Genomic DNA, 25,625 nt, shown 5'->3' with positions numbered 1-25,625 from the left:
CGTGACCCGATCGATCCGCCGGAGCGCCGGCCGAATTGCAGTGCTGGCAGTCGTGGCAAGTCTGGTGGTGGCGGGCTGCTCAGGCAGCAAGCGCGACGTCCCGTCCGCGGGCGGCAACGCCGAGCTGGGCTCGACCAGCGATATCAATCCACAAGACCCGGCCACGCTGCGCAACGGCGGCAACCTGCGACTGGCGTTGTCGTCGTTCCCGTCGAACTGGAACACCCTGAACATCGACGGCAACGAGGCCGACACCGGCGGGATTCTGCGGCCTACCATGCCACGTGCGTTCGTCATCGCCGCCGACGGTTCGATGAAGGTCAACAACGACTACTTCACCAGCGTCGAACTCACGGGCACCGACCCGCAGGTTGTCACCTACACGATCAACCCGAAAGCCGTCTGGTCCGATGGCACCCCTATCACCTGGGAGGACATCGCCTCTCAGATCAACGCCACCAGTGGTAAGGACAAGGCCTTCGCGATCGCTTCGCCCAACGGCAGCGATCGGGTCGCATCGGTCACGAAGGGTGTCGATGACCGCCAGGCCGTCATCACCTTCGCCAAGCACTACGCCGAATGGCGCGGGATGTTCGCGGGCAACACCATGCTGCTGCCCAAGGCCATGACCGCCAACCCTGACGTGTTCAACAAGGGACAACTCAACGGCCCCGGACCGTCGGCAGGCCCGTTCCTGATCTCGTCGCTGGATCGCACCGCCCAGCGCATCGTGCTGACCCGCAACCCGAAGTGGTGGGGCACTCCCCCGCTGCTCGACTCGTTCACCTTCCTGGTGCTCGACGATGCGGCGAGACTCCCTGCGCTGCAGAACAACACGATCGATGCCACCGGCCTGGGCTCCCTGGACGAACTGACGATCGCCCGGCGTACCGCAGGCATCTCGATCCGGCGGTCGCCGGGGCTGAGCTGGTATCACTTCACCTTCAACGGCGCACCCGGCTCGATCTTGTCGGACAAGGCGCTGCGGCTGGCCGTTTCCAAGGGCATCGACCGGCAGGCGATCGCCGATGTGACACAACGCGGTTTGGTCGACAAGCCCGTTCCGTTGAACAACCATATCTACGTGGCGGGCCAGAAGGGCTACCAGGACAACAGTGAAGTGGTGGCCTTCAACCCGGAGAAGGCAAAACAAGAACTCGATGCTCTCGGCTGGAAGCTCAACGGGCAGTTCCGGGAGAAGGATGGCAAACAGCTGGTCATTCGCGACGTCCTCTATGACGCGCAGACCACGAGGCAGGTAGCGCTCGTCGCGCAGAACAGCCTGGCCCAGATCGGGGTGAACCTGCAGATCGATGCCAAGCCCGGTAACGGGTTCTTCACCAACCACATCATCCCGGGCGATTTCGATATCGCCCAATTCTCCTGGGTGGGTGACGCTTTCGCGCTGTGCTGCCTGAATCAGATCTACACCACCGGAGCCGAGAGCAACTTCGGCAAGATCAGCAGCCCCGACATCGACGCCAAGGTCGAGTTGGTGCTCAACGAACTCGACCCGGACAAGGCGCGCGGCCTGGCCAACGAGGTGGACAAACTGATCTTCGGCGAGGGATTCAGCCTGCCGCTGTTCCAGTCAGCGGGCAATGTCGCGGTGCGCAGCAACCTGGCCAACTACGGGCCGGCGGGCTTGGGTGACTTGAATTACACCGCAATCGGATTCACGAAGTAACAGGCTTGGGAAGAGTCCGGGTCACCACGCGCGGGACCGCTGCGGGTAGCACCGCCTCGACCCGGGCCGCCACAGCCAACGCCGACACCATCAGCCGCACCGCAGGCACGTTCGGCATCGCGTCGAGCGCCGCCTCCTGTGTCCGCAGAGTGTCGATCCGGCCGATGGCTGCCGCCTCGGCGATCCGCAGCGCAGCCCGCTCCTTGGTGTCGAGCACACTGTGACCGGTGGTCGGTAATCGCACCAACACAGAGCCGGGAATCAGCTCGGCGATGCGATCGGCAACCGCGGGCGGCGTGATCAGGTCGCGCCCGCCGGAGACCACCACGGTGGGCCAGGTGAACTTCGGCATCTCCGCAACCAGGTCGAACGGCTCAGCCTCGAACCGCGTCGCCTCGCCGGCGGCGAACTCGTGCATGGCCACAGCCGGGTCCAGCGGCAGACCGTCCGGATCGGCCGCGTAGTTGAGCTCGCGATAGCCGATCCGTCCGACCAGGTCGCTCTCGTTGCGGTACGGCGCTTTTCGGTTCACCATCAAATCCCCGAAGTGCCCCATGACAGTCCAGACCAGGTTGCGGCCGGCCAGCAGCAGGTCCAACTGCCGGTCCAGCAGCTGCGCACCACCGAAGCCGTACACGGTGGCGGCGAGCTGCGCCCCGGCCGGGGTCATCACGCCCTCATCGGCCAGCCGGCGGACCTTGTCCGCCAGTTCCTGGGTGTCGGACTCCCGGCCGTGCCACAGCACGCTGCGCACGGTCTGGCGAACCACCTCGATGTCGTCACCGGCCAGCAGCGGCGAATCCAAGACCATCGCGAACACCCGAGACGGGTGGCGCACCCCGACCCCCGCGGCGATATACGTGCCGTAGGACGTGCCGTAGATGACAGCGCTGTCCACCTGGGCGTCATCGAGCACCGCGGCGACGTCGTCGACCACCTGCTCGATGGTCAACGCCTCGGGCGGCAGGTCGGCGCCGTTGTCGTCGTGCCGCGACATCCCGATGCCCCGGTGTTCGATCATGATCACGTCGAGACCCTCGGCGGCGGCCCGGCGGCGCAGGCCCCGGTAGAGCGCGATCGACGCCGCACCCGGCCCACCGGGGATGATGACCAGCGGATGCTTGGTCTTGCGGCCGGTGCGCACGTAGTACAGGTCGAATTCGTCGGATCCGGCCGCTGTGACCGGGCGGCGGATCGGCCGAACCCCGGGTAGCGCGGCGAGTTTGTCGTGGGCGCGGCGGCGCTTCTCGTTCAGAGTCATCGCCGCCGGCCTGTCATGCCGTCGATTCTGCCTCGCCGGGGGCGGGAATGGAATGCGCCGTCGCGCTCCTTAGGTTCGGGGTGAGTCAAAGCAGTGCTCGCGGGAGCGGCTTCGGCGTAGAACGAGACCATGACCACAGTGCAGCCTGTCCACCGCATCCTGCCCGGCACAGCGGAGTTCGATGATCTGCTGACCCAGATCCGATCCGGCGCCCAGGACCGAGACCTCAACGACGAGAACCCCTTTGACCAAGTCAACGCGCTCAAGCAGGCCGGGTTCGGCAGCCTGCGACTACCGACCGAGCTGAGCGGATCGAATTTCAGTGTCCGTCAATTGTTTTCGACCGTGATCGATGTCGCTGCAGCGGATCCGATTGTGGCTCATATCTTCCGGACCCACTTCTGGTTCGTGGAAGAACGCCTCAGGACCCTCTCCGAACCCCGGTCGCGGCAGTGGCTGGCCAAGGTCGCCGACGGCTACATCGTGGGCAACGCCTTCAGCGAGAAGGGGGCGAACGCAGTCGGCAGCCTGGTGTTCAACACCCGGCTGCTGCCCGTACCCGGCGGCTATCGGCTGACCGGCGAGAAGTACTACAGCACCGGGACGCTGTTCGCCGACTATCTGACCGTGACCGCGACCACCGACCACGACTCGGTGGCCACCGTGATCGTGCCCGCCGACCGGGACGGGGTACGGCTGGTCGACGACTGGGACGGCTTCGGCCAGCGCCGGACCGGTACCGGGACCACCGTGTTCACCAGCGTCGACGTCGCACCCGACGAGGTTCTGGCCGACACGCCGTACGACGCCGAGCCGGTGCCGACGGTGCAGTACGCGGCGCTGCAGCTGTATATCCACGCCGTCGTCGCCGGTGTGCTGCAGTCGATCGTCGACGACGGCGCCGAGCTGCTGCGCTCGCGCACCCGCAGCTTCAGCCACGCACTGACCGAGCGTCCGGTCGACGATCCGCTGTATCAGCGTCAGCTCGGCGAGCTGGCCAGCACCGCCTACATCGCGCGGGCGGCCGTGCTGGACGCGGCGTCGGCCATCGAGGCGGCGACGGACTCGGTGCAAGACGGCGTGCCCGACGCCGACCTGGCGTCCGAGGCGCAGCTCAAGGTCGCGAAGGTGAAGGTCCACCTCGACGAGGTCGCGCTGGACGCGGCCACCCGGCTGCTCGAGCTCGGCGGGGCCAGCGCGGCCAGCCGTCAGCGCAATCTGGACCGGCACTGGCGCAACATCCGCACCATCACCCTGCACAACCCGGTTGCGTACAAGGCTCGGGTCGTCGGGCAGAACCTGTTACACGGCACGCCGATCCCGGCCAACGCCTACTTCTGATCCCTCTTTCGCCCAAACCGACGTTTCGCAGCGGAAGGGCGAGTAGATCCCTACATTTCGTCGATCTCGACGTACCTGGAGGACACCTCATGACCCGGCAACTGCACCTCGGCGGCTTCCAGATCGCCTCCCAGGTCACCCACTCACACGCCGCCTGGCGGCATCCGGCCAGCGACACCGGCTTCCTCACCCCGGAGTACTACCACCGCATCGGGCGCATCCTGGAGCGCGGAAAGTTCGACTTCCTGTTCTTCGCCGACCTGCTGGCCGCGCCGGTCCGGTTCGGTGACGGAATCGCCGAACCCCTGCGGCGCGGCACTCAAGCCACTGCCACCCTGGACCCGTCGATCGTGGCCGCCAGTATCGCGGCCGTCACGTCGCGGCTGGGACTGGCAATCACCAAATCCGCCACCTATTTTCATCCGTACGAGCTGGCGCGGATCTTCGCGAGCCTCGATCACATCACCCGCGGACGCGTGGCGTGGAACATCGTGACATCGCTGACCCAAGGAGAGGCGCAGAACTTCGGCCACGACGAGCACCTCGGTCACGAGTTCCGGTACGAGCGTGCCGACGAGTTCGTCCGGACGACCCTCGAGCTGTGGTCGAGTTGGGAACCCGACGCACTGGTCCTGGACAAAGAGTCCGGGGTGTTCGCCGACCCCGACCGGATCAGGCATGTCGACCACAACGGCCGCTACTTCCGATCCCGCGGGCCGCTGAATGTTCCGCATTCCCCGCAGGGCAGGCCGGTGTTGATCCAGGCCGGGTCGTCGAGCACCGGCAGGGACTTCGCGGCCCGCTGGGCTGAGGCGATCTTCGAGATCGACCCCACCCCGGAGGGCCGGCGCGCCTACTACGACGACATCAAGTCGCGGGCGGTGAACTTCGGCCGCGATCCCGACACGGTGCTGATCTTCCCGGCGTTCATCCCGTTCATCGGGGAGACCGAATCCATCGCTCGCGAGAAGCAGGCCTATCACAACGAACTCGCCGACCCGATCTCCGGGCTGATCACACTGAGCGTCCACACCGACCACGACTTCTCCGGCTACGACCTGGACGCGCCGGTCGAAGACGTCCAAGTCAGCGGCACCCAAGGGCTTTTCGACGCGGTGCGCCGGGTGGCCAACCGGGACAGCCTGACGTTGCGCGACGTCGGCGCCTGGTACGCGCAGGGGGTGTTGTTGCCGCAGTTCGTCGGGACGGCGGCGCAGGTTGCCGACCAGATCGAGGAATCGTTCACTGCCGGGGAGGCCGACGGCTTCATGGTGTCGTCGGCGACAACGCCCGGCACTTTCAACGACTTCGTCGACTCGGTCGTCCCCGAGCTGCAGCGGCGCGGGTTGTTCCGCACCGAGTACACCGGCACGACGCTGCGCGAGCACCTGGGGCTCGGCGACGTCGCCGCTTGGAACGTGGGTGCGCGGGGAGTGCCATTGCCCGCGGCAGGCTGACGCTCTCCTTCTGCCCCGCCTGAGGGCCTCGGTATTAGGGAACAAAGTCACCAACTGACCCGGTGACGCTTTGCCCGATGCCATGGCGTCGTACGTTCAGGGTGGGAGCAGATCATGACCGAATTCATGCGCAATACAGACGCGTTCACCTGGTCGATGGAAGCCGATCCGCGGCTGAGATCCACGGTGGTGACGGTGATACTTCTCGACCGGACCCCGGATTGGGATCTGGTGCGGGAGCGGTTCGATCTGGTCAGCCGCGAACTACCGATGTTCCGTCAGCGAGTGGTGAACTCACCGCCGCCGACTCCGCCGCGCTGGGAGTATGCCCCCGACTTCGATCTGGACTATCACATGCGCCGGGTATCGGCGCCGGAGCCGGGGAATCTGGACGGTGTGCTCGAGATGGCCCGGCTGGCCGCGATGTCTGACTTCGACCGGGCCCGGCCGATGTGGGAGGTCACTCTGATCGAGGGCCTCGACGACGGCGCTGCTGCCGTGTTGTGCAAATTCCACCATGCATTGACCGATGGCGTCGGTGGCGTTCAGATCGCGATGCGGCTCTTCGATCTGAGCGAGGATGCTCAGGGCGTCGAGACGATGCCCGCGGCGCCGGCCGTTCCTGCGCGCCAACCCCTGGCGGAGTACGGCGATGCCCTGCGCTACGACGCCGGCGTGATCGGCACTCTGCTCAGCGAGTCGGTCAAGATCGCTCCGAGGTTGTTGTTCAACATCATTCGACGTCCCCGGCACACCGTCGAGTCCGCGGGCGAACTGGCCGCGTCGGTGTATCGGACGATTCGCCCGGTGAACAAACCGGGCTCTGCGCTGATGAAAGACCGGACACTGGTTCGCAGGCTCAGCGTGCTCGACGTTCCGATGCCGCGACTGCGCGAAGCCGCCCACCGCAGCGGTGGCGCACTCAACGACGCGTTCGTCGCAGGGGTGGCCGGCGGCCTGCGCCGCTACCACGACAAACACGGTGTCGGCGTCTTCGACCTGCATCTGACGATGCCGATCAACCTACGCACCGAAGACGACGAGACCGGCGGTAACCGGATCACCTTGATGCGGTTCGACGTTCACGCCGGGATCACCGATCCGGCGCGACGCATCAGGAGCATTCACGAGTGCACCGGTCGGGTGCGTAACGAAAAGTCGATTCCGTACACGCAATTGATCGCCGGTGCCCTCAACGCGATGCCGCGCTGGTACATCGGATCGATCCTGCGCAACGTCGACTTCCTGTGCAGTGACGTCCCGGGGGTTCCGGTGCCCGTCTATCTCGGCGGCGCGCGGGTGCGCAAGCAATACGCCTTCGGCCCGACCGTGGGTGCGGCGGTCAACGTGACCTTGCTGACCTACGTCGATACCTGTGCACTCGGCATCGACGTCGACGCGGGCGCTATCCCGGACTTCGACGTGTTCTACGACTGTCTGGCAGCGGGATTCGACGAAATTCTGGAGTTGGCGGACTGAGGCTCAGCCGACTTCCCCGGCAAGATACGCCGCGCGACAGGCATTTCGTGCCAGCTTGCCACTGGTGGTGCGCGGGATCGTCCCGCGGGAACCAGCCGGAAATCACTGACCGGGATGTGGTGGGTGCGGGCGACTGCCGCCCGTACCGCTTCCGCGACAACGGCGGAGTCCGTCCGACTCGCACCGACCGCGCGTTCGGCCACGATGACGAGACGCTCTCCTGCAGTGCCGGATTGCGAGTTCGATGGTTTCGACGCAATGGCGAACGCCGCCACGTATCCGTCCCGAATTGCCGGGGCGGACTGGCTCACGGTGGCCTCGATGTCGGCCGGGTAGTGGTTGCGGCCATCGATGATGATCAGGTCCTTGCTGCGGCCGGTGATGTAGAGCTCACCGTCGAGATACACACCGAGATCTCCGGTCGCAAGCCATGTTCCGCTTTCAGCCACACCCTCGGCGTGGCTCGAGGTTTCCACACGGGTTTGCAGCTTGTTCGCGAATACCTGTCGGGTCTCGTCGGCGCGTCCCCAGTACCCCCGTCCAATATTGTTGCCGTGCAGCCAGATCTCTCCCACGCACCCATCGGGCAACTCGGCGCCGGAAGCCGGGTCGACGATGACGAGCCATTGGTCGGGTATGGGTTGGCCGCAAGACACGAGTGACACGCTCCCCGGAGTGCCTGCGGCCACCGGAACCGCATGGCCCTGGGCCAACGTGCTCCTGTCGAGGTAGATCGCGGAGGCGGCGGCACCGTCGGCGATACTGGCCACCGACAAGGTCGCCTCGGCCATTCCATACGAGGGCTTGATTGCCGTGGCGGGCAGGCCGTAGGGAGCGAACGCAGCGGTGAACTTATCGATCGCATCCATCGTCACGGGTTCCGAGCCATTGAGCAAACCAGCGACGTTGCCGAGGTCCAAGTGCTCGCCAGCCGGCGGGAGGCCGCGCTCGGCGCAGAGGGCGAAGGCGAAATTCGGTGCTGCTGCGAAAGTCCGACCGTGCACCGCTTCGTCGGCGAGTTGCCGGATCCATCGATAGGGGCGGCGGACGAATGCCATCGGGTCCATCAGCGTGATCTGCCCGCCGCACAACATCGGGAACATGATCATGACCAGCCCCATGTCATGGTAGAGCGGAAGCCAGCTCACGCTTCGAATTCCCATGTCCAGCCGGCCCGCCAGAATCATCTGTGCGACGTTGGTGCACGCGGACCGATGGGTGATCTCGACGCCGACCGGTGTACGCGTCGATCCAGACGTGTACTGCAGGTAGGCGATGTCGTCGGCAGTGCGTTCAATGTCGATCGCGTTCTGTCCCAGGGAAACCGGGACGGCATCGACGGCGATGACGCGCGGCCGATCTGCGGTGGCTACGGCGCGTAGCATGTCACGAACCGATTCTGCTGCACCCGAGGTGGTCAGAATCACGCGCGGATTCGAGTCCGCAAGAACCGCTCTCAGCCGTTCGGCATGGCCGGAGAGTGCGGGCACGAACAACGGCACCGCGATGGTTCCGGCGTGGATGGCGGCGAAGAAGCCGATGACGTAGTGCAGCCCTTGGGGGGCCAGTATCGCCACCCGGTCTCCGGGTGCGGTGATCTGCCGGAGTCTGGCCGCCACCGCATTGCACGCGGTCGCCAACGATCGCCAGCTCAGTTCCTCGATGTTGCCGTCACGATCGCGGGAGTAGTCGACGAAGCGATATGCGGCGCGGTACTCCTCCTGCTCGGCATGGCCGGCGAGAAAGGAGGTGAGGGTGAGGTCGTCGGGTACCGATATGGTGCCGTCCGGCGACATGTACTGCGCCAACAGATCGTCAGTGGTATTGCAACACAGGGTATCCCGACTCATTCGCAAACAATATTAGACATTCTAGATAAGTGGGACGGTGTGATCTTGTAATTCGCCTCACTCGGTCATGACGAGATGGTCCACGTCACACAGCAATTCCCCAGATCGGCCGTCTGAGGACGGGCCCGCATCGCCGACCCGCGAGGGCCGCTCAGGCGATCAGCTCGATGACGTGCGCGTCCTGCACGCCCAGATAGCGGGCCGGGGTGCAGGTCAGCACGATCACCTGTCCGTTGTCTCCGACGGTGTCGAACACCGCACCCATCTTGGTCAGCCGGTCGGGGTCGGTGAAGCCCAGCGCGTCGTCGATGACCACCGGTACGGAGTCTTCCGTCGCGACCAGCGCCGCACCCGCCAGCCGGGCCAGAATGCCGAGTTGTTCTTTGGCTCCGCCGGACAGCGAGTCGTAGGGAACAGTCCGACCGTCCAAGGTGCGGTTGCAGATTCGGAGATCGCTGTCGATCTCGACTTCGAAGCTCGGCCCGAACACCGGGCGGCCCAGCCGCTCGATTTCGTTGCGGAACGGTGCGACGTACCGCTGTCGGGTGTTGTCCCGGTGCCGGGCCATCACCGACCGCAACAACTGCGCGGCCCGAGCCCGGCGGGACACCCGCGAATGCTCGGCGAAGGCATGTTCGCGGGCGATCTGGGCGGTGTCGAGGCTGCCTTGGCGTCCCTCGTTGCCGATGATACCGAGCTCGACGGTGATGTCGTTGAGCGCCTGGCCCACCTGTGCGTGCTCGCCTTCCAGCGCGGCGGCCGCGGTGCTGGCCTCGGCCAACTCCGCCTGTACGGCAGCGGGATCGCAGGCGGCATACGCGCCGGCCAGCTCGGCCACCGCGGCGTCGGCCTGTCGCTGAGCCTCGACGTCGGCAGCCGCCTGGACCGCCAGCTGCTCATCATCGCTGTCGGCTCGCAATGCCGCCAGCCGCTCTTTCGCCGCATCGAGTTCGGCACCGGCGTCGGCCACCTTGGCACGTAGAACCGTTGCCGCTGTGCTGCTTTCGGTCAGCCGAACGTTGGCGCCTGCCATCGCCCGCTGATGCAGATCGGCGTCGGCACGTGCGGTTTCACGCGCCTCTATGGCGCTCACGAACGCCGCGCGCGCGGCGGAACCGTCGACGCCCGCGGCCAGTAGGACGGGCGAGATCGCCTCACGCAGAGATGCCAGCCGCGCGCGCATCTCCACCACCCCTTCGTCTTCGCACAACCCGGCCAGTGTCGCGGCCAATTGATCGCGATTGCTGACGAGTTCCCTGCGGCGCCGGTCGAGATGCCGCGCACTCTCGAGGTCGCCGGCACCACCCTGTCGCAGCGCCTCGGCCAGAACCAGTTGTGCCGCTTCCAGTTTGGCCTGAACGCTGGACGTGGTAGCGCCCGGATCAATCCGCACGCTGAGCATCCCGGGCAGCTCGACGGCTGTCGGCGATGAGGTGGGCGGCGCCCAACTCTGGCCCGCGGCCAGCCGGATGGTCCGCTCCCCGCCTGCTGAAGTGTGCGCCGCAGTGTGGCGGGGCTGATGCGTGTCGACGCGTGCGGGTCCGTGTGGTGCGTGGATGAGTGTGGTCGCGGTGTCTGGTGGTGGGGCGTGTGGTGTGTGTGGTGGCGCGCCCAAGGGCGTGGGGCGCGCCGCGGCCGCGGCCAGCCGGATGGTCCGCTCCCCCACCGTCAACTCGAGGTCGGTCGCCGCCGTGAACTCCACCGTGGTCGCGGTGGCGGTGAGCTGTGCCTCGATCCGCTCGACGAGTGCCGCGGCCGACTCGACATCGGCCATGACGTCGCTGGTCAGCGTGATCTCGGAGAGCTCCTGAGTCAGCGTGGCGAGCTGCTGTTCGATCGTTTCGATCCGCTCCAGCCGCGCGGCGAGGCGCTGCGCCTGCTCATCGGCGGCCAGCGCATCAACCACCCGACGGGCCTCGTCGACGGTCTCCTGAGCGGCGGCAAGGACGGCAGTCGATTCCGCCGCTGCCGCACACGCCATTTCGACGACTTCACGGGCGGTGTGTTCGGCCTCGATGGCGGCTGCCAGCCGCGATTGGACCTCGGCAACGGCGGCGGTGCGCGCTGCCACATCGTCGCGCAGGCGAGACCGTTCAGCCTGCGCAGCGCTCGACGCGGCACGGGTGCCCTGCGCCGCGGTCGCGACAAGCTCGGCTTGACGCAGCTGGTCGCCGAGCGCGGCCAGCGCGGTGGCCGCCGTCTGGGCGGCGGTCAGCCGCTGGGCGACGCTCGGGCCGCGATCGGCCAGCGCGGCTTGCCGCGCGGCGAGGTCAGCATGCCTGCGCACCCGTTCGTCGACTTCGGCGACCGCGGCCGCGCACCGGGCCACGTCCTCGTCGGCCGCACGCAGTTGCGCGATCGCCGCCGCCCACTCACCGGTCGGGCGGCCCGTCGCGGTGAAGTACTTGCCGTATTCGGCGTCGATCCGTTCGATCAGCAGGGGTTCGGTGCCCGAGAGCGCCGCGTCGTCGCCCGCCGCCAAATCCAGTGCCCGCGAAAGCGCGTCGCAGTCGGACAGGTCCACCGCCGACGTCGAGCCGGCCTGCAGAACCCGCTGCGCATGCCACAGCTCGGTGTCGACCGTCTCGCCGAGCATGGCCAGCACCCGCTCGTGCGCCTCGTCCCCGGTGAGCTGTTCGCGCCGGGGCGCCGAGATCGTGAGTTCGGTCTCGCACTTCTTGTGGAAGCGTTTCCGGTAGACGAAACGGTATGGGCCGGTACTGATTTCGGCCAGGACTTCGGATCCGACATCGGCGTGCGTCGGCTTGACCTGCTTGACGTCTTTCTTCGTCGAGCGGTCCTTCGATTCCAGCAGCAGGTCGAGCGCTTCGATCATCGACGTCTTGCCGATTTCATTGGCACCGCACACGACGACCACGCCGTGGTCGGGAAACTGGATGTCGCGGTGGGTGATTCCGCGATAGTTGGTCAGGGCCAGCCTGTGCAGTTTCACGCCGCACTCCCCCCGGCCAGCCGGAGCAGCAGCCCGAGTGCGCTCTGGGCATCCTGAGCGGCTTCGTCGTCGCCGGAGCGGGCGGTGTTCACCAGCTCGTCGACAGCGGCCGCGGCGAACCCGCCGATGCCGAGGTCGTCGAACTCGCCGTCGGCCGGCATCACCGCGATGTTGGTGTGCCGCTCCCAGGTCCCCAGCCAGGCGAACAGCCGGGCGTACTTGTCCAGGCAGGCATCCAGCGCCGCGCGGTCGGTGACGGTCAGCGAGCCGGTCAATCCCAACCGCACGACTGTGCGGTCCTTGTCGGCCAGCAGATCCAGGTTGAGGTCGAGATCGGCGATGTCGCGGGTGTCGTCGACCTGCCGGTGCAGCGTGACGAACCGCCACCGTCCGACACGGTGGGATTCGACGGTGACCGGATGTGCGGAGTCCGCCTCGTCGATGTCGACCAGCAGCACATGACCCGGATCGGCCTCGACGTCATCGAAGTTGGTCACTTCCGGCGAGCCGGAGTACCACACCCTGTGACTGTCGCCGACGCAGGTGCGGGAGTGCTTGTCCCCCAGGGCGACATAGTGGATCGCCCCGCGCTCGACCGCGTCGGCCACGGCGGCCATCCGGATCAGCGACGGCTTGCCGGGGTCGGGATCGAGGACGTCGACCCCGCCGTGGGCGACCAGAACGCGTGTGGTGCCGTCGGCCGGCAGGTCCCCCAGCACCGCGGCCACCAGATCGGTGGTCGGCGCCTTGGTTCGCCACGGCGCCACGACCAGCTGCACCCCGGGCCGCACGTCCCAGACTCCGTCGCGGTCCAGCACGGTCACGTTGTCCGGGCATTCGGCCCGGAAGAGGGCACTGGTGTACACCGACGACGCGTCGAGCGGATCGTGGTTGCCCGGCAGCAGATACACCGGAACGCCGATGGCGCGCATGGCTTCCAGGGACTGGCTGACCACCTTGGGCGCAAGCTGGTTGTGCTCGAACACGTCACCGGCCACGACGACGAACTCCGCTGAAGTCTGCCGCGCCAGCGCGCCGAGCCCGGCGACCGCATCGCGCCGGGCCGCGGAGTACCGCGGCTGGGCTTCGCCTTCCAGGAAGTGCCGCGTCATGCCGAGTTGCCAGTCGGCGGTGTGCAGAAATCGCATTTCCGGGCGTCCTTCCTGTTCTCGGTGGGTGCTGCGGCGAGTGTAGGGCGCGGCGCCGACAAGTCCGTGGACCTCGTCCGGCATGTACCGATCGGGGTTTAGCCTGGGCCGGTGACTGCTGGAGAACGCACGCTCGTCCTGATGCGCCACGCCAAGTCGGACTATCCGAACGGGGTGCCCGACCACGACCGGCCGCTGGCGGCCCGCGGTATCCGAGAGGGCGGTCTCGCCGGCGACTGGCTGCGGGCCAACATCCCGGCGATCGATCTGGTGCTGTGCTCCTCGGCGACCCGCACCCGCCAAACCCTCGAGCGCACCGGTATCACCGCGCCGGTCAGCTACTCCCAACGTCTCTACGGCGCCACCCCGGGAACGGTGCTCGTCGAAATCAACCAGGTGCCTGACGATGTCGCGACCCTGATGGTGGTCGGTCACGAACCGACGATGAGCCAGCTGTCACTCGGCCTGGCCGACCCCGACCGCTCCGATCGCGCCGCGGCCGACGGCATCGCGATGAAGTATCCGACGTCGGCCATCGCCGTACTGCGGGTGCCCGTCGGCTGGGCGGCTCTGGAACTCAGCAGCGCTGAGCTCACCTCATTCCACGTGCCGCGCTAGGAGTTGGTGGCCAGCGTCAGTTCCATCAGCTTGATGGCCTGACCACACGCGTCGATGCCGGGGGCCTGCGGGTTGACCCACCACCCGACGACACCGCCTGCGTCGCTGGCGACGCCGCAGCCACCGTTGGGATCACTGGTCCGCATCACGATCGACGGCACACCGGCGATCGACCGGTTCTCGATCTGATACTTGAGGAACTGACCGACCGACCGCTCGTTGTCGAGACTGCCCTGCTCGTACCAGAAGCGGGTGATGTCGACCAGGCCGGCCGGGTTGGCGGCCTGCCAGCGGCAGACGGCACCGACGAAGGTGCTCTGGATGTCGAGCGGGTCCGCGCCCACCGTCTTGGCCAGGATGTCGGTGGTGAGGACGTCACATTCCTTGAGCAGGTTCGGGTACTGCTGAGCCGAGTTGTCGTTGCGCGGCACACTGCCCGAGCCCGACTTCGCCGCGGTGCCGTCCACCGTCTTGGCGCAGCCGCTGACCATCACGAGGGCGCACAGCGCCGCACCCACCGCGGTCGCTACCCGGCGCGGGCTCACTTGGAATTCACGATCGATTGGCGGGTCAATTCCTTGGCCACATCGCAGGCCGGCGGGAAGGGCTTCTCGGCGAAGCTGACCGACCATTCGATGAAGTCGTCGTTGAACTGGATGCCGATCTCGCACAGGTTGTCCCCCAGAGTCGGATCGGTACCGACGGCGATGAAGCCGCTGTGGCCCTCGATGTTGATGTCCTCGACGCTGGTGCGCGACAGCTCTTCGGTCTTGCGTTCCCGCCCGATCGGGCTGCCCCGATACCAGGTGAAGGAGAAGTGCGGGCCCAGGATCCCGCCGCCCGCCAGCCACTGACAGCCGACGGAGTTCTTCGCCGTGTTCACCAGGCCGGTCACCCGCGTCTGCTCGGCCATCGTCTGGTCGGTGATGCCACCGCATTCGGGGAACATCGGACCATGTTTGGCGTTGGCCGACTGCGGCGCGGGGGCCTGCGAACCCTGTGGCTGACCGGGGCCGCTGCCCGAGTCCGAGCATGCGCCGATAGAGGCTGCGATGGCTACGACCCCGGCAGCCAACGCGAGTTTGCGCGTCGCTGTCATGCGCACCTGCTGCAAGTCACAGCATGCACTGTAGCGGCAGCCCCTCGGCGCAACCACCGACAGGCCGCTTGACCTGCCGCTTTGTCGCGATTCTCGGCGTCAAAAAGCGGCGCGGCCCGACAACATCGGCGGCGCCGAGGTAGCGGTGTGCAACAGTAGCGAAATGCTCCTGGCGCTGCTGAGACACTATGTCCGGCCGTACCGGTGGCTGGTCGCGGCCGTGATGGCGCTGCAGACCGTCAGCACCCTGGCCTCCTTGTATCTACCGACCGTCAACGCCGCGATCATCGATGACGGCGTGGCCAAGGGCGACACCGGACTGATCACCGAACTCGGACTGGTCATGCTGGCCGTCACCGGACTTCAGGTGGTGTGCGCGGTGGTCGCGGTGTACTTCGGTTCCCGCACCGGCATGGGGTTCGGCCGTGACCTGCGCTCGGCGATGTTCCACCACGTCACCACATTCTCCGAGCGGGAGACCGCGAGGTTCGGGGCACCGTCGCTGCTGACCCGGACGACCAACGACGTTCAGCAGATCCAGGTGCTGATCCAGATGACCACGACGACCCTGGTGACAGCGCCGATCATGTGCGTCGGCGGCATCATCATGGCGATCCACCAGGACGCCGGGCTCTCATGGCTTCTGGTGGTCAGCGTTCCGGTGTTGGCGCTGTCCAACTTCTGGATCGTGTCGCGGATGCTGCCGATCTTCCGCAGCATGCAGCGGCTCATCGACGGCATCAACCGGGTGATGCGCGAACAGCTCTCGGGCATCCGGGTGATCCGGGCATTCGCCCGCGAACCGTTCGAGCGCGACCGGTTCGCAGTCGCCAACGCCGCCGTGTCCAATACAGCGCTGGCCGCCGGGCGGTGGCAGGCCCTGATGCTGCCGGTGACCACCTTGACCATCAACATCTCCAGCGTCGCCCTGATCTGGTTCGGCGGCCTTCGCATCGACTCCGGCCACATGCAGGTGGGGTCACTGATCGCGTTCCTGTCGTACTTCATGCAGATCCTGATGGCGGTTCTGATGGCTACGCTCATTCTGGTGATGCTGCCCCGGGCCTCGGTCTGCGCGGAACGGATCACCGAGGTGCTCGACACCCAGCCGGCGATCAGCAGTCCCTCCTCGCCGCAACTCCCGGACGGCGGTATCCGCGGTGCGGTCGTACTCGACAACGCGACATTCTGCTACCCGGGTGCGGAGCGCCCAGTGCTGGAAGACGTTTCGCTGACCGCGCGGCCCGGCACGACGACGGCGATCGTCGGCAGCACCGGGTCCGGGAAGTCGACGCTGATATCCCTGATCTGCCGTCTCTACGACGTCACCGACGGCGCGATCCGGGTCGACGGCATCGACGTACGTGATTACGACCCCGAGCACCTCTGGGCCGCCCTGGGTCTGGTCCCGCAGCGGGGATATCTGTTCTCCGGCACCGTCGCCGACAATCTGGCGCTCGGTGCGGCCCCCGGACAGGTGGTGGGCGACGACGAGATGTGGTGGGCGCTGCGGGTTGCCGCCGCCGACGACTTCGTCCGCGCCCATCCCGACGGTCTCGGGATGAGGGTCGCCCAGGGGGGAATCAATTTCTCCGGCGGGCAGCGCCAGCGACTGGCGATCGCGCGCGCGGTGATCCGGCGTCCGGCGATCTACCTGTTCGACGACGCGTTCTCCGCGCTCGACGTCCACACCGACGCCAGGGTGCGGGCGGCGCTTCGTGAAGAATCCGCTGATGCCACGGTGATCATTGTCTCCCAGCGCATTTCGACCGTCATGCACGCCGACACGATCGTCGTGATGGATGGCGGCCGGGTGGTCGGCACCGGAACTCACGACACGCTGCTGGCAGGCTGCGAGACCTATGCGCAGTTCGCCGATTCCCAGTCGGTCGACGTACGCGTCGGGGGTGGCCGATGACCGGGCCGGCGTTCCGCGGCGGCGGCATGCGCGCGATGAGCCAAGACCCTCGGCAGGCCCGATCGCGCGACTTCACGGGTTCCGCGCTGCGGCTGATTCGGCGGCTGACACCGCACAGGTGGCCGACAGCAGCCGTCATCGCGTTGTCCATCGTCGGGATCGCGCTCGGTGTGATCGGTCCCCGCATCCTCGGGCACGCCACCGACCTGCTGTTCAACGGAGTGATCGGCCGACAGCTACCGGTCGGCATCACCAAGGACCAGGCTGTCGCCGCGGCCCGAGCGCGCGGTGACAGCACGTTCGCCGACCTGCTGTCCGGAACCGATGTGGTGCCCGGCCGCGGAGTCGACTTCACCGCGGTGGGCCGCACCCTGCTGTTGGCGCTGGCGCTGTACGTGGTTGCCGCACTGCTGATCTGGGCGCAGGCCCGACTGCTCAACGTGATCGTGCAGCGCACGATCACCGCGCTGCGTGCCGACGTCGAGGACAAGATCCACCGGTTGCCGTTGTCCTACTTCGATTCCCGGCAGCGCGGCGAGTTGCTGAGCCGGGTCACCAACGATGTGGACAACATCCAGACCTCGGTGTCGATGACGATCAGCCAGTTGCTGACGTCGGTGCTGACCGTGCTCGCGGTGTTGGCGATGATGCTGAGCATCTCCCCACTGCTGGCACTGATCACCGTCGTGACGGTTCCGTTGTCGCTGTGGGTGACCCGGGTGATCGCACGCCGCTCGCAGCGGATGTTCATCGCCCAGTGGACCAACACCGGCAGGCTGAATGCCCACATCGAGGAGACGTACAGCGGCTTCACCGTGGTCAAGACCTTCGGGCACCGGGCGTCCGCCCAGGAGAAGTTCCGCGAGTTCAACGCGGACGTCTACCACGCGAGCTTTGGTGCACAGTTCTTTTCCGGCCTGGTCGCCCCGGCCACGACGTTCATCGGGAACCTCAGCTACGTCGCGGTTGCCGTCGTCGGTGGCTATCAGGTCGCCACCGGCCAGATCACGTTGGGCAGCATCCAGGCCTTCATCCAGTACGTCCGCCAGTTCAACCAGCCACTGACCCAGGTGGCCGGCATGTACAACACTCTGCAGTCCGGGGTGGCCAGTGCCGAACGGGTCTTCGACTTTCTCGACGAGCCCGAGGAAGCGCCGAACGTGCCAATCGCGTTGGCCGGCAACGGCGACGGGCGTGTCGAGTTCCAGAACGTGTCGTTCAGCTATCGGCCTGACACTCCGGTGATCGAGGATCTGTCGTTGATCGCCGAGCCGGGGAGCACGGTGGCGATCGTCGGTCCGACCGGGGCCGGCAAGACCACTCTGGTCAACCTCCTGATGCGGTTCTACGACGTCGACGCCGGGCGGATCCTGCTCGACGGCACCGACATCAGAGACGTCAGCCGAGAGTCCCTGCGCTCGCGAATTGGGATGGTTCTGCAGGACACCTGGCTGTTCGGCGGCACGATCGCCGAGAACATCGCCTACGGGAAGCCCGGCGCAGGTGAAGACGAGGTCATCGAGGCGGCCCGGGCAGCGTATGTCGACCGGTTCGTGCACACGCTGCCCAACGGCTATGAGACCCGGGTCAGCGATGACGGCGGCAACATCAGTGCCGGCGAAAAGCAGCTGATCACCATCGCGAGGGCGTTCCTGGCCCGTCCCCAGCTGCTGATCCTCGACGAGGCGACCAGTTCGGTGGACACCCGCACCGAGCTGCTGATCCAGCATGCGATGACCAAGTTGCGCCGGGACCGAACCAGTTTCATCATCGCCCACCGGCTGTCGACCATCCGCGACGCCGACAGCATCCTGGTCATGGAAGCCGGCCGGATCGTCGAAACCGGCAGCCACGCCGAGCTTCTCGCTCGCCGGGGCGCCTATTACGCGATGACGCAGGCGTAGTTAGAGGTTGGGGCCTTCGGCCCGAAGGTCGTCCACCTGGGACATCGCCGAGCGCAACTTGGCCAGCCATTCCTCGGCGTGCTCACCGACGAGTCGCACGCTCCAGGCCAGCGCATCCGAGCGCGACCGGGCAACGCCCGCGTCGACCAGGGTGTCGAGCACCTGGCGTTCGGGTTGCTTGAGGCGGGTCATCACCGGAACGGCGATGTGCGTGAACAGAATTCGTTCCGATTCTGCGGAGCCTTCGGCGCCGATGTCCAAGCCCCAGGAGACCTTGCGGCCATATTTGTCTTGGGCCTCCTCGGCGATCCGGATCCGCTCGGAGCGGGTGTCCTCCCGGAACCGGGAAGCCCGGCCCGCTGCGCGCGCGTCACTGTCCGGTGTGTCCGTCGCGGGCAGGCGCCCGATGACGGTGATCTCTTCACGGTCGACGATGACCGTCGGGTCTCCGGCGAACCACCCTTCGGGCAGACGACCGGCGAACCACTCACTGGCGTCGGTGGCGTCGGGCTGGTCGGCCTGTTGCCACCCGCCGGGGCGGCCGGGGCGACGGTGTGTGTGCTGATGCTTCATGAATTACATGATTACACCGTTACAAAGCGACCGCCAGGCATTCTCTCTGGGCGAACGGTCACGACCGGGTGGCAGGCACGGATAATGGTCGAATGACAGGCGACGGTCTCGATCCCGACCGCGCTCGCGCTGCGCGCGACGTGGCGCGGATGCACCCCGCAATGGTGGCACTCGTGGTGGGTGTCCCGACGGTCGCGGCCGTCGGGCTGGTGTGGTGGCTACTGGGACCCGGCACGGCGGTGCTGATGGTGCTCGCGGCAGTCATCTTCGGCGGCTGGTCGTTGCTGCGTAAACGCGATAAGCGCTAAAAAGTCTGCGTATCAGAGCTTTTCGGCCCGGCGAGCCCGGAACAGTTTCACCTCGTCCTGGATGCCCTTGAGGTGCCGCGCCCGGGCGAACGACCAGCTGAAGGACGGGTCGTCCCCGATCTGTTCCCGCGCCGCCTCGGACAGCAGGACCGATCCGGGCCGGGCCACCGAGGTCACCCGGCTGGCCAGGTTGACCGGGCTGCCGAACCAGTCGCCCGCGCGGCTGACAGCCTGCCCATGAGACAGGCCCACCCGCAGTTGCGGCAGGGCGTCGTCGGCTTCGGTGGCTTCCACCAGCGTCAACATCGCGCGGAGCAACGCCGCGGTGTCCGTGGACACCATCATCACCGCGTCGCCGATCGTCTTGATGAACCGCACCGGTGGCACCGCCACATCGCGGGCGGCGTCGGCGAGGCGGTTGGCCAGGTGCTCGAGTTCCTCGGGCGGAACCGTCTCGCCCAGCCTGGTGAATCCGACGAGGTCCGCGAAGGCGACCGCGACGTCGCGGGCGCCGGGAAGCGATGCGCCGACGGCTCTTTCGTTGGCGTTGATCGCCTCGGTTTCCATGGCGTGGCGTAGCTGCAGCATCAGCATGTCCTGGACCATCGGGCCCAGCAGCGGCGCCGCGGCGCTGACCAGCACCTGCGCGCTCTGGGCCATCTGGAGTTCGGTGGTGCCGGGATGCTGCATCGTCGTGGCGACCGCGGTGTATCGCATGGCCTCGGCGGCACGCGAAAGGCCTTCTGCCAGAAGACGGTACACGGTCAGCAGCCGGTCTGGGTCGAACCCCAGATCGAGAAACCGCTTCACGTGCACGGCCGTCTCGGCATCGGGTTTGAGGAATACCGCCGCATCGGGATCGTCGACGGTCGCGAGCCCGCTGGCGCGCTGGAAGCGCCGGAGCAGATCCAGGTCCAGCCCGGTCTGCTCGCTGATCTGCCGCGCCGACAGCCTCGTTCCGTCATCACCGAAGATCCGGCGGCCGGGCAGCAGCATCGGCGCGAACGCCGCCCGGATCTCCTCGACGGTGATGCCCTGCTCCACCAGCCAGGGAATCAATTCGGCCCGTTGGGCACGGGCATCGCCCGTGAGCCCGTCGAGCAGCCCGGCGGCCTCCGGGTCGACGGTTTCGGTCACCGACCCAACGTATACCGTCGACCCCGATGTCACGATCCCCGCTCCTGGAGGGGCTACCGCCCATCGGCTCGCCCGATGGGCGGTTGCTGATCCTCGGCAATATGCCCAGCGTGCTCTCGCTGGCGAGCGGGCAGTACTACGGAAACCCACGAAATGCATTCTGGCGCATCATCGGTGAAGTGTTCGGATGCGAGCCGGACGCGCCGTACCAGCATCGGACCGAGGTCCTCACCCGCCACGACGTCGCCGTCTGGGACGTCCTCAAGCACTGTCGGCGGGTCGGCAGCCTGGATTCCTCCGTCGAGCCGGACAGCATGGTGCCCAACGACTTCGGGACCTACTTTGCCGCCCGACCGGGCATCGAGCGGGTGTTGTTCAACGGCGCGGCCGCCGAGCGCAACTTCGCCCGGCTCGTCCACCTCGACGTGCCGGCCACGTTCGTGCGGCTGCCGTCGACCAGTCCGGCGCAGACCATGCGCTACGCCGACAAACTGACGGCCTGGCGCGCGGCGCTGACCGGCTAAGAGACCGGCGGTCTCCGGTTCGCCCATGGACGCGCCATCTCGATCTGGTGGCTCAGCGACAGCAGCGTCGCCTCGTCCGACGGCCGGCCGACCAGCTGGATCGACATCGGCACCCCGGCGTCGTCGAGCCCCCACGGGACGACGGCGGCGGGCTGGCCCGTCGCGTTGAACATGGCGTTGAACGGCACCCGGGCCGACACCATCGCCAGCGTCGCGACCCCGCCGCGGTGCTGATACTGCCCGATGCGCGACGGACCGGTCGCGGTGCCGGGGGTGACCAACACGTCGACATGGTCGAATATCGACTGGACCCGCGCCGCAAGTGCCGGCTCGGCGGCGCGCACCTTGGCGATCTGCGCGTCGGAGATCAGCCGGCCCAGTCGGGCAATGCCTTTGGTCCTCGGCTCGAGCCGTTCCCGGTGCGGCAGGGCGGTGGCGTCCTGGAAGGCGCCGCGCCACATCCGCGGCAGCACATGGCCGTACACCGCCCACGCGGGATAGTCGGGATCGCGCCAGACCACGTCGTGGCCGAGATCGCGCAACAGCGTCTCGGCACCGTCGAGTGCCCTCTGCTGCGCCTTGCCGACCCGACCGAGCATGGTCGGAGGGAGCTTGGCGCTCAAGGCGATTCGCAGTCTGCCAGGCTCGCGGTTGGCCGCTGCGACGAACCCGCCCGACGGCCCGGGCAGCGTCGAGGTCGCGTCGAGGAACAGCGCGGCGTCCTCCACCGTGCGTGTCATCGGGCCGTTGACGGACAAGCCGCACCAGGCGTCGTCGTGCGGAGCCATCGGCACCCGGTCACGCTGCGGCTTGAGTCCGAAAAGCCCGCACCAGGTGGAGGGAATACGAATGGAGCCGGCGCCGTCGGAACCCAACGCCATGGGGGCAAGCCCCGCGGCCACGGCCGCACCGCTGCCGCCGCTGCTGCCGCCCGGTGCGCGCTCCAGATCCCACGGGTTGTGGGTGGCGCCGAAGGAGACCGTTTCGGTGAACGGCCACAGCATCATCTCCGGCACCGACGTCTTGCCCAGGATCACCGCGCCGGCCTCGCGCAACCGGCGCACCACCAGTGCGTCGCTCGTCGGCGCCTGGCCGTAGGCGCTGCTGCCGTAGCAGGTGAATTCGTCCGCGACGTCGACGTCGTCCTTGATCGCGATCGGGACGCCCAACAGCGGCTTGCGTTCGCCGGCGTCGAGCAACTCCTGCGCGGCGGCGGCCTCCCGGCGCGCGCTGTCGGTGAACACCACGCGGTAAGCCCGCAACTCCCGGTCGACGCGCGCTATCCGGTCGAGGTACAACTCCAGCAGGGCGGGGCGGTGATGGTGCCGTTGACGAGCATGCGTGCCTGCTCGGCAGCACCGGCGAAGGCAATGTCGGTGGAGTCCATCTCCCGCAGCCTAACGCTGCCCGCTACGGTGACCAGATGGCATGCGTGTTCTGCGAGATCGTCGCCGGTACGGCACCCGCCATCCGCGTTCACGAGGACGACGATTTCCTCGGCATCCTCGACATCCGCCCGTTCACCCGGGGCCACACCCTGGTGGTGCCCAAGCGGCACACGGTCGACCTCACCGACACTCCGGCCGAGACCCTGGCCGGGATGCTCGCCGTCGGGCAGCGGATCGCGCAGGCGACCCGTGCGTCTGATCTCGGCGCGACCGGCAACAACATTGCGATCAACGACGGCAAGTCGGCCATGCAGACGGTGTTTCACATTCACCTGCATGTGATCCCGCGGCGTGACGGCGACAAGCTGTCGTTCGCCAAGGGGATGCTGCTGCGCCGTGACCCCGACCGCGAGGGCACCGGACGAATCCTGCGGGCCGCCCTGTCCCAACTCGACACAACCGGATGAGAGAGTCATGCCCGATTCCGCACTGATGACGTTCGTGAAGGTGCACGACTGGGTGTACCGGCGCACCAACGGCTGGATCGGGCACCGGATGCCCGGGGTTCCGTCCTCCCTGATGCTGCACACCATCGGGGCGAGGACCGGCCAGCCCCGGTCGAATCTGCTCGCGTACTTCCGCGATGGGGACGACTACCTGATCGTCGCGTCCAACGGCGGAGCGGACCGCAACCCGGCGTGGTATCACAACCTGCGCGCACATCCGAAGATCGAAATCAATGTGGGCAGAAAGCGTTTGGCGGTCACCGCACAGATCGTGATGCCGGGCGACCCGGACTACGGGCGGTTGTGGCACATCTGTGACTCGAACAACGGCGGCCGCTACAGCTCGTACCAGCGCGGCACCACGCGGCCCATCCCGGTCGTACGCCTGACACCCTGAGCGTCCGCCTCTGAGCGACAATCCTTGTCATCCCCCCACCGGCTGACATCGAGATCGACGGCAGCGCGGGAAAGGTCGAGTAAACGTCACGCCAGCGTCGATCTCGGCGACGTGGTCCCGAAAAATCCTGCTAGAACAGCTCTTTCGCCAGCAGCTCCAACGTCGTCTCCCGGTCCGGGGCGGTCGCCGAATCGGTCCCGCGATGCGCGGATGCGACCGGGTTGACCATCACCTCGTCGACGTCGAACTCGTCGGCCACGGCACGAACCTGGTCGGCCGCCTCGGACGGTGAGCCGACGACGGCCTTGCTGCGCCCGGCGGCGATGATCGCCTCGGCCTGCGGGTGCATGGTCAGCGCCGCCGCGTCCTCGACCAGGTCGAGCGGCCCGAGCGGTTGGCCGGTGCGCAGCCGCGCCATCATCTGCAGGTTCGGCAGCAGCAATGCCTCGGCCTCGGACCGCGTCGGCGCGACCACCGCATTGACCGTCATGAACGTCACCGGCTCGGCGGCCACCGCACTGGGCCGGAATTCCGACCGGTAGGTGGCCAGCGCCTCGACGGTGCCCTGCCCGGCGAAGTGATGCGCGAACACATACGGCAGCCCTTTGGCGGCGGCCAGATGTGCCGAGTACATCGACGAGCCGAGCAGCCACAGCCGAGGCTCCTCGACCGCCGCGGGCGTGGCCTTGAGGATGTAGTCCTGGTTGCGGATCGGGATGCGCACCCCGTGCGCGCTCATCAGCGCCGCGACGTCATCGAGGTACTGCGGGAAGTTCTCGATGTCGGAATCGTCTCGTGCGCCCCGCAGCATGTACGACGTCACCGGGTCGGAGCCGGGCGCGCGGCCGATCCCGAGATCGATCCGTCCCGGAGCGGCGGCCTCCAACAATGCGAACTGCTCGGCCACCGCCAGCGGCGCATGGTTGGGCAGCATCACCCCTCCCGAACCCAGCCGCAGATGGGTGGTCTGGGCAGCCAGGTAGGCGAGGATCACCGGCGGGCTGGTGGCCGCGACCGCGGGCATGTTGTGGTGTTCCGCCACCCAATACCGGGTGAATCCCAAGCGGTCGGCGGTCTGAGCCAGCCGTACGGTGGCCGCCAGCGCGTCGGCGGTGGTTTGGTCGGTGCGTACCGGAACGAGGTCGAGGACAGAAAGCCGCATAGTCACCTCAACGATACGAGTGCGCGCATGCTTCCCCTCACCCCCGCAGGCCCGCCCGCACAGCAGCGTCGGTGAACACGTCGTCGAGCATGTCCGGGGTGAGTCGCCCGGTGAACATGTTCTGCTGACTCGGGTGATAGCAGCCCAGCAGCTGCCGGCCTGACGGCAACTCGACGACCACCCCGTGCCCGAACTTGGGCTTGGCCTGCGCAGGCAGGTCGTCGGCGAGCAACCGCAGCGCGGCCTGCCAGCCGAACCCGCCCAGGGTGACGATCACCCGAACCGACGGCGCGATCAACCGCCACTCGGCGGTCAGCCACGGCTCACAGGTCGATCGCTCGGCGGGCTCCGGCTTGTTGGCGGGAGGCGCGCACCGGACGGCGGCAGCCACCCGAATGTGCTTGGTGGACAAACCATCTGCCGCGTCGACACTGGTCGATTGGTTCACCAGGCCAGCCCGGTGCAGCGCGGCGAACAGCTGATCGCCGGAGCGATCACCGGTGAACACCCGCCCCGTCCGGTTGCCCCCGTGCGCGGCCGGGGCCAGGCCCAGCACCAGGATCTTCGGCTGCGCCGAGCCCCACCCGGTGATCGGCCTGCCCCAATACGGCTCACCCGCGAACGAGCGACGTTTGGTGACCGCCACCTCTTCCCGCCAGGAGACCAGCCTGGGACATGCCCGGCAGACGCTGACCTGCGCATCCACCGCTGCGATGTCGCCGGCCGCCGCGGCCAGAGTCGCCACCTGGGCGGCGTCGGCAGCCACCGGGGTCTCGGGCACGGCGGGGTCCCCGGGCCAGCCCGTACCCGGTGGAACGGGCGAGGAGAACAACACCCTGGTCCGCGGATGGGGAAGGAGGGTCACCGGTCCACTCTGCCCGGGTCTCGCGCGCCGCGCGAGAACTTAAGCTCTGC

General features: G+C 67.3%; 20 protein-coding genes and 2 pseudogenes. 11 read left to right on the top strand and 11 right to left on the bottom strand.

All coding sequences use genetic code 11. From position 1 onward, the window contains the following. Positions 1-13 precede the first annotated feature (13 nt). A complete protein-coding gene (locus tag D3H54_RS08005) occupies positions 14-1,687 on the top strand; it encodes an ABC transporter family substrate-binding protein (protein ID WP_149383409.1) in 1,674 nt (557 codons plus the stop codon). Here D3H54_RS08005 and D3H54_RS08000 read toward each other — a convergent pair. Continuing rightward, positions 1,677-2,948: an alpha/beta fold hydrolase gene (locus D3H54_RS08000; RefSeq protein ID WP_149378592.1), complete on the bottom strand. Its 1,272-nt coding sequence runs from the start codon at positions 2,946-2,948 to the stop codon at positions 1,677-1,679. The two genes, D3H54_RS08005 and D3H54_RS08000, sit on opposite strands and share 11 nt — an antisense overlap. A gap of 129 nt (positions 2,949-3,077) precedes the next feature. Here D3H54_RS08000 and D3H54_RS07995 point away from each other — a divergent pair, with 129 nt between their 5' ends. The 3 genes from D3H54_RS07995 (at position 3,078) to D3H54_RS07985 (ending at position 7,225) form a co-directional block, all read left to right on the top strand. Beyond that, positions 3,078-4,289: an acyl-CoA dehydrogenase family protein gene (locus D3H54_RS07995; protein ID WP_149378591.1), complete on the top strand. Its 1,212-nt coding sequence runs from the start codon at positions 3,078-3,080 to the stop codon at positions 4,287-4,289. 89 nt (positions 4,290-4,378) lie between these two features. After that, positions 4,379-5,746 carry an LLM class flavin-dependent oxidoreductase gene (locus D3H54_RS07990; RefSeq protein WP_149378590.1) on the top strand — a complete coding sequence of 456 codons (1,368 nt, stop codon included), beginning with the start codon at positions 4,379-4,381 and terminating at the stop codon, positions 5,744-5,746. 114 nt (positions 5,747-5,860) lie between these two features. Then, positions 5,861-7,225 carry a wax ester/triacylglycerol synthase domain-containing protein gene (locus tag D3H54_RS07985; RefSeq protein ID WP_149378589.1) on the top strand — a complete coding sequence of 455 codons (1,365 nt, stop codon included), beginning with the start codon at positions 5,861-5,863 and terminating at the stop codon, positions 7,223-7,225. Positions 7,226-7,228: 3 nt separating this feature from the next. Here D3H54_RS07985 and D3H54_RS07980 read toward each other — a convergent pair. The 3 genes and pseudogenes from D3H54_RS07980 to D3H54_RS07970 all read right to left on the bottom strand — a co-directional run bounded on the left by D3H54_RS07980 (position 7,229) and on the right by D3H54_RS07970 (position 13,176). Next, positions 7,229-9,075, bottom strand: a pseudogene (locus D3H54_RS07980) (AMP-binding protein). Between the two features lie 151 nt (positions 9,076-9,226). Further along, entirely contained in the window at positions 9,227-12,028 is a 2,802-nt protein-coding gene (locus tag D3H54_RS07975) for an AAA family ATPase (RefSeq protein ID WP_149378588.1), read from the bottom strand. Then, the gene (locus tag D3H54_RS07970; protein WP_149383408.1) at positions 12,025-13,176 is read right to left on the bottom strand and encodes a metallophosphoesterase family protein; all 1,152 of its coding nucleotides are present in this window, start codon (positions 13,174-13,176) and stop codon (positions 12,025-12,027) included. Before D3H54_RS07970 ends, D3H54_RS07975 begins: the two co-directional genes overlap by 4 nt. Positions 13,177-13,317: 141 nt before the next feature. On the opposite strand from D3H54_RS07970, the gene D3H54_RS07965 reads away from it, so the two are divergent. Beyond that, positions 13,318-13,794: a SixA phosphatase family protein gene (locus D3H54_RS07965; protein WP_149383407.1), complete on the top strand. Its 477-nt coding sequence runs from the start codon at positions 13,318-13,320 to the stop codon at positions 13,792-13,794. Here D3H54_RS07965 and D3H54_RS07960 read toward each other — a convergent pair. Further along, complete coding sequence (locus D3H54_RS07960; RefSeq protein WP_149383406.1) at positions 13,791-14,285, bottom strand: DUF3558 domain-containing protein; 495 nt, start codon at positions 14,283-14,285, stop codon at positions 13,791-13,793. The two genes, D3H54_RS07965 and D3H54_RS07960, sit on opposite strands and share 4 nt — an antisense overlap. A 50-nt stretch (positions 14,286-14,335) precedes the next feature. Further along, positions 14,336-14,893: a DUF3558 domain-containing protein gene (locus D3H54_RS07955; protein WP_149378587.1), complete on the bottom strand. Its 558-nt coding sequence runs from the start codon at positions 14,891-14,893 to the stop codon at positions 14,336-14,338. 163 nt (positions 14,894-15,056) lie between these two features. Between D3H54_RS07955 and D3H54_RS07950 the strand changes: the two genes are divergently transcribed. Both D3H54_RS07950 and D3H54_RS07945 read left to right on the top strand, forming a co-directional pair. Continuing rightward, positions 15,057-16,811, top strand: a complete 1,755-nt coding sequence (locus tag D3H54_RS07950) for an ABC transporter ATP-binding protein (RefSeq protein WP_149378586.1) — start codon at positions 15,057-15,059, stop codon at positions 16,809-16,811. Next, positions 16,808-18,715, top strand: a complete 1,908-nt coding sequence (locus D3H54_RS07945) for an ABC transporter ATP-binding protein (RefSeq protein ID WP_149378585.1) — start codon at positions 16,808-16,810, stop codon at positions 18,713-18,715. Before D3H54_RS07950 ends, D3H54_RS07945 begins: the two co-directional genes overlap by 4 nt. On the opposite strand, the gene abmR is transcribed toward D3H54_RS07945, so the two are convergent. Next, entirely contained in the window at positions 18,716-19,288 is a 573-nt protein-coding gene (abmR, locus tag D3H54_RS07940; RefSeq protein WP_149378584.1) for an ATP-binding transcription factor AbmR, read from the bottom strand. A 92-nt stretch (positions 19,289-19,380) separates the two neighbouring features. Between abmR and D3H54_RS07935 the strand changes: the two genes are divergently transcribed. Then, positions 19,381-19,596: a hypothetical protein gene (locus tag D3H54_RS07935; protein WP_149378583.1), complete on the top strand. Its 216-nt coding sequence runs from the start codon at positions 19,381-19,383 to the stop codon at positions 19,594-19,596. A gap of 12 nt (positions 19,597-19,608) precedes the next feature. Here the strand turns inward: D3H54_RS07935 and D3H54_RS07930 are convergent, their stop codons facing one another. After that, positions 19,609-20,733: an adenylate/guanylate cyclase domain-containing protein gene (locus D3H54_RS07930; RefSeq protein WP_149378582.1), complete on the bottom strand. Its 1,125-nt coding sequence runs from the start codon at positions 20,731-20,733 to the stop codon at positions 19,609-19,611. Between the two features lie 26 nt (positions 20,734-20,759). On the opposite strand from D3H54_RS07930, the gene D3H54_RS07925 reads away from it, so the two are divergent. Then, on the top strand, positions 20,760-21,257 hold the full coding sequence (locus D3H54_RS07925) for a DNA-deoxyinosine glycosylase (protein ID WP_149378581.1): 498 nt from the start codon (positions 20,760-20,762) through the stop codon (positions 21,255-21,257). Here D3H54_RS07925 and D3H54_RS07920 read toward each other — a convergent pair. Beyond that, positions 21,254-22,644, bottom strand: a pseudogene (locus tag D3H54_RS07920) (amidase). The gene D3H54_RS07925 and the pseudogene D3H54_RS07920 sit on opposite strands and share 4 nt — an antisense overlap. 36 nt (positions 22,645-22,680) lie before the next feature. Between D3H54_RS07920 and D3H54_RS07915 the strand changes: the two are divergent. Next, on the top strand, positions 22,681-23,112 hold the full coding sequence (locus D3H54_RS07915) for an HIT family protein (protein ID WP_149378580.1): 432 nt from the start codon (positions 22,681-22,683) through the stop codon (positions 23,110-23,112). Positions 23,113-23,119: 7 nt separating this feature from the next. Then, complete coding sequence (locus tag D3H54_RS07910; RefSeq protein WP_149378579.1) at positions 23,120-23,548, top strand: nitroreductase family deazaflavin-dependent oxidoreductase; 429 nt, start codon at positions 23,120-23,122, stop codon at positions 23,546-23,548. A 130-nt stretch (positions 23,549-23,678) separates the two neighbouring features. On the opposite strand, the gene D3H54_RS07905 is transcribed toward D3H54_RS07910, so the two are convergent. Then, positions 23,679-24,710, bottom strand: a complete 1,032-nt coding sequence (locus D3H54_RS07905; RefSeq protein ID WP_149378578.1) for an LLM class flavin-dependent oxidoreductase — start codon at positions 24,708-24,710, stop codon at positions 23,679-23,681. A gap of 37 nt (positions 24,711-24,747) precedes the next feature. Then, positions 24,748-25,575 carry a uracil-DNA glycosylase gene (locus D3H54_RS07900; RefSeq protein WP_149378577.1) on the bottom strand — a complete coding sequence of 276 codons (828 nt, stop codon included), beginning with the start codon at positions 25,573-25,575 and terminating at the stop codon, positions 24,748-24,750. Positions 25,576-25,625: the final 50 nt, after the last annotated feature.

It is taken from the genome of Mycobacterium sp. ELW1, assembly GCF_008329905.1.
Lineage (GTDB): Bacteria > Actinomycetota > Actinomycetes > Mycobacteriales > Mycobacteriaceae > Mycobacterium.
Note: the sequence above shows the minus strand (reverse complement) of the source record. Positions and strands in the feature narration are given on the sequence as shown.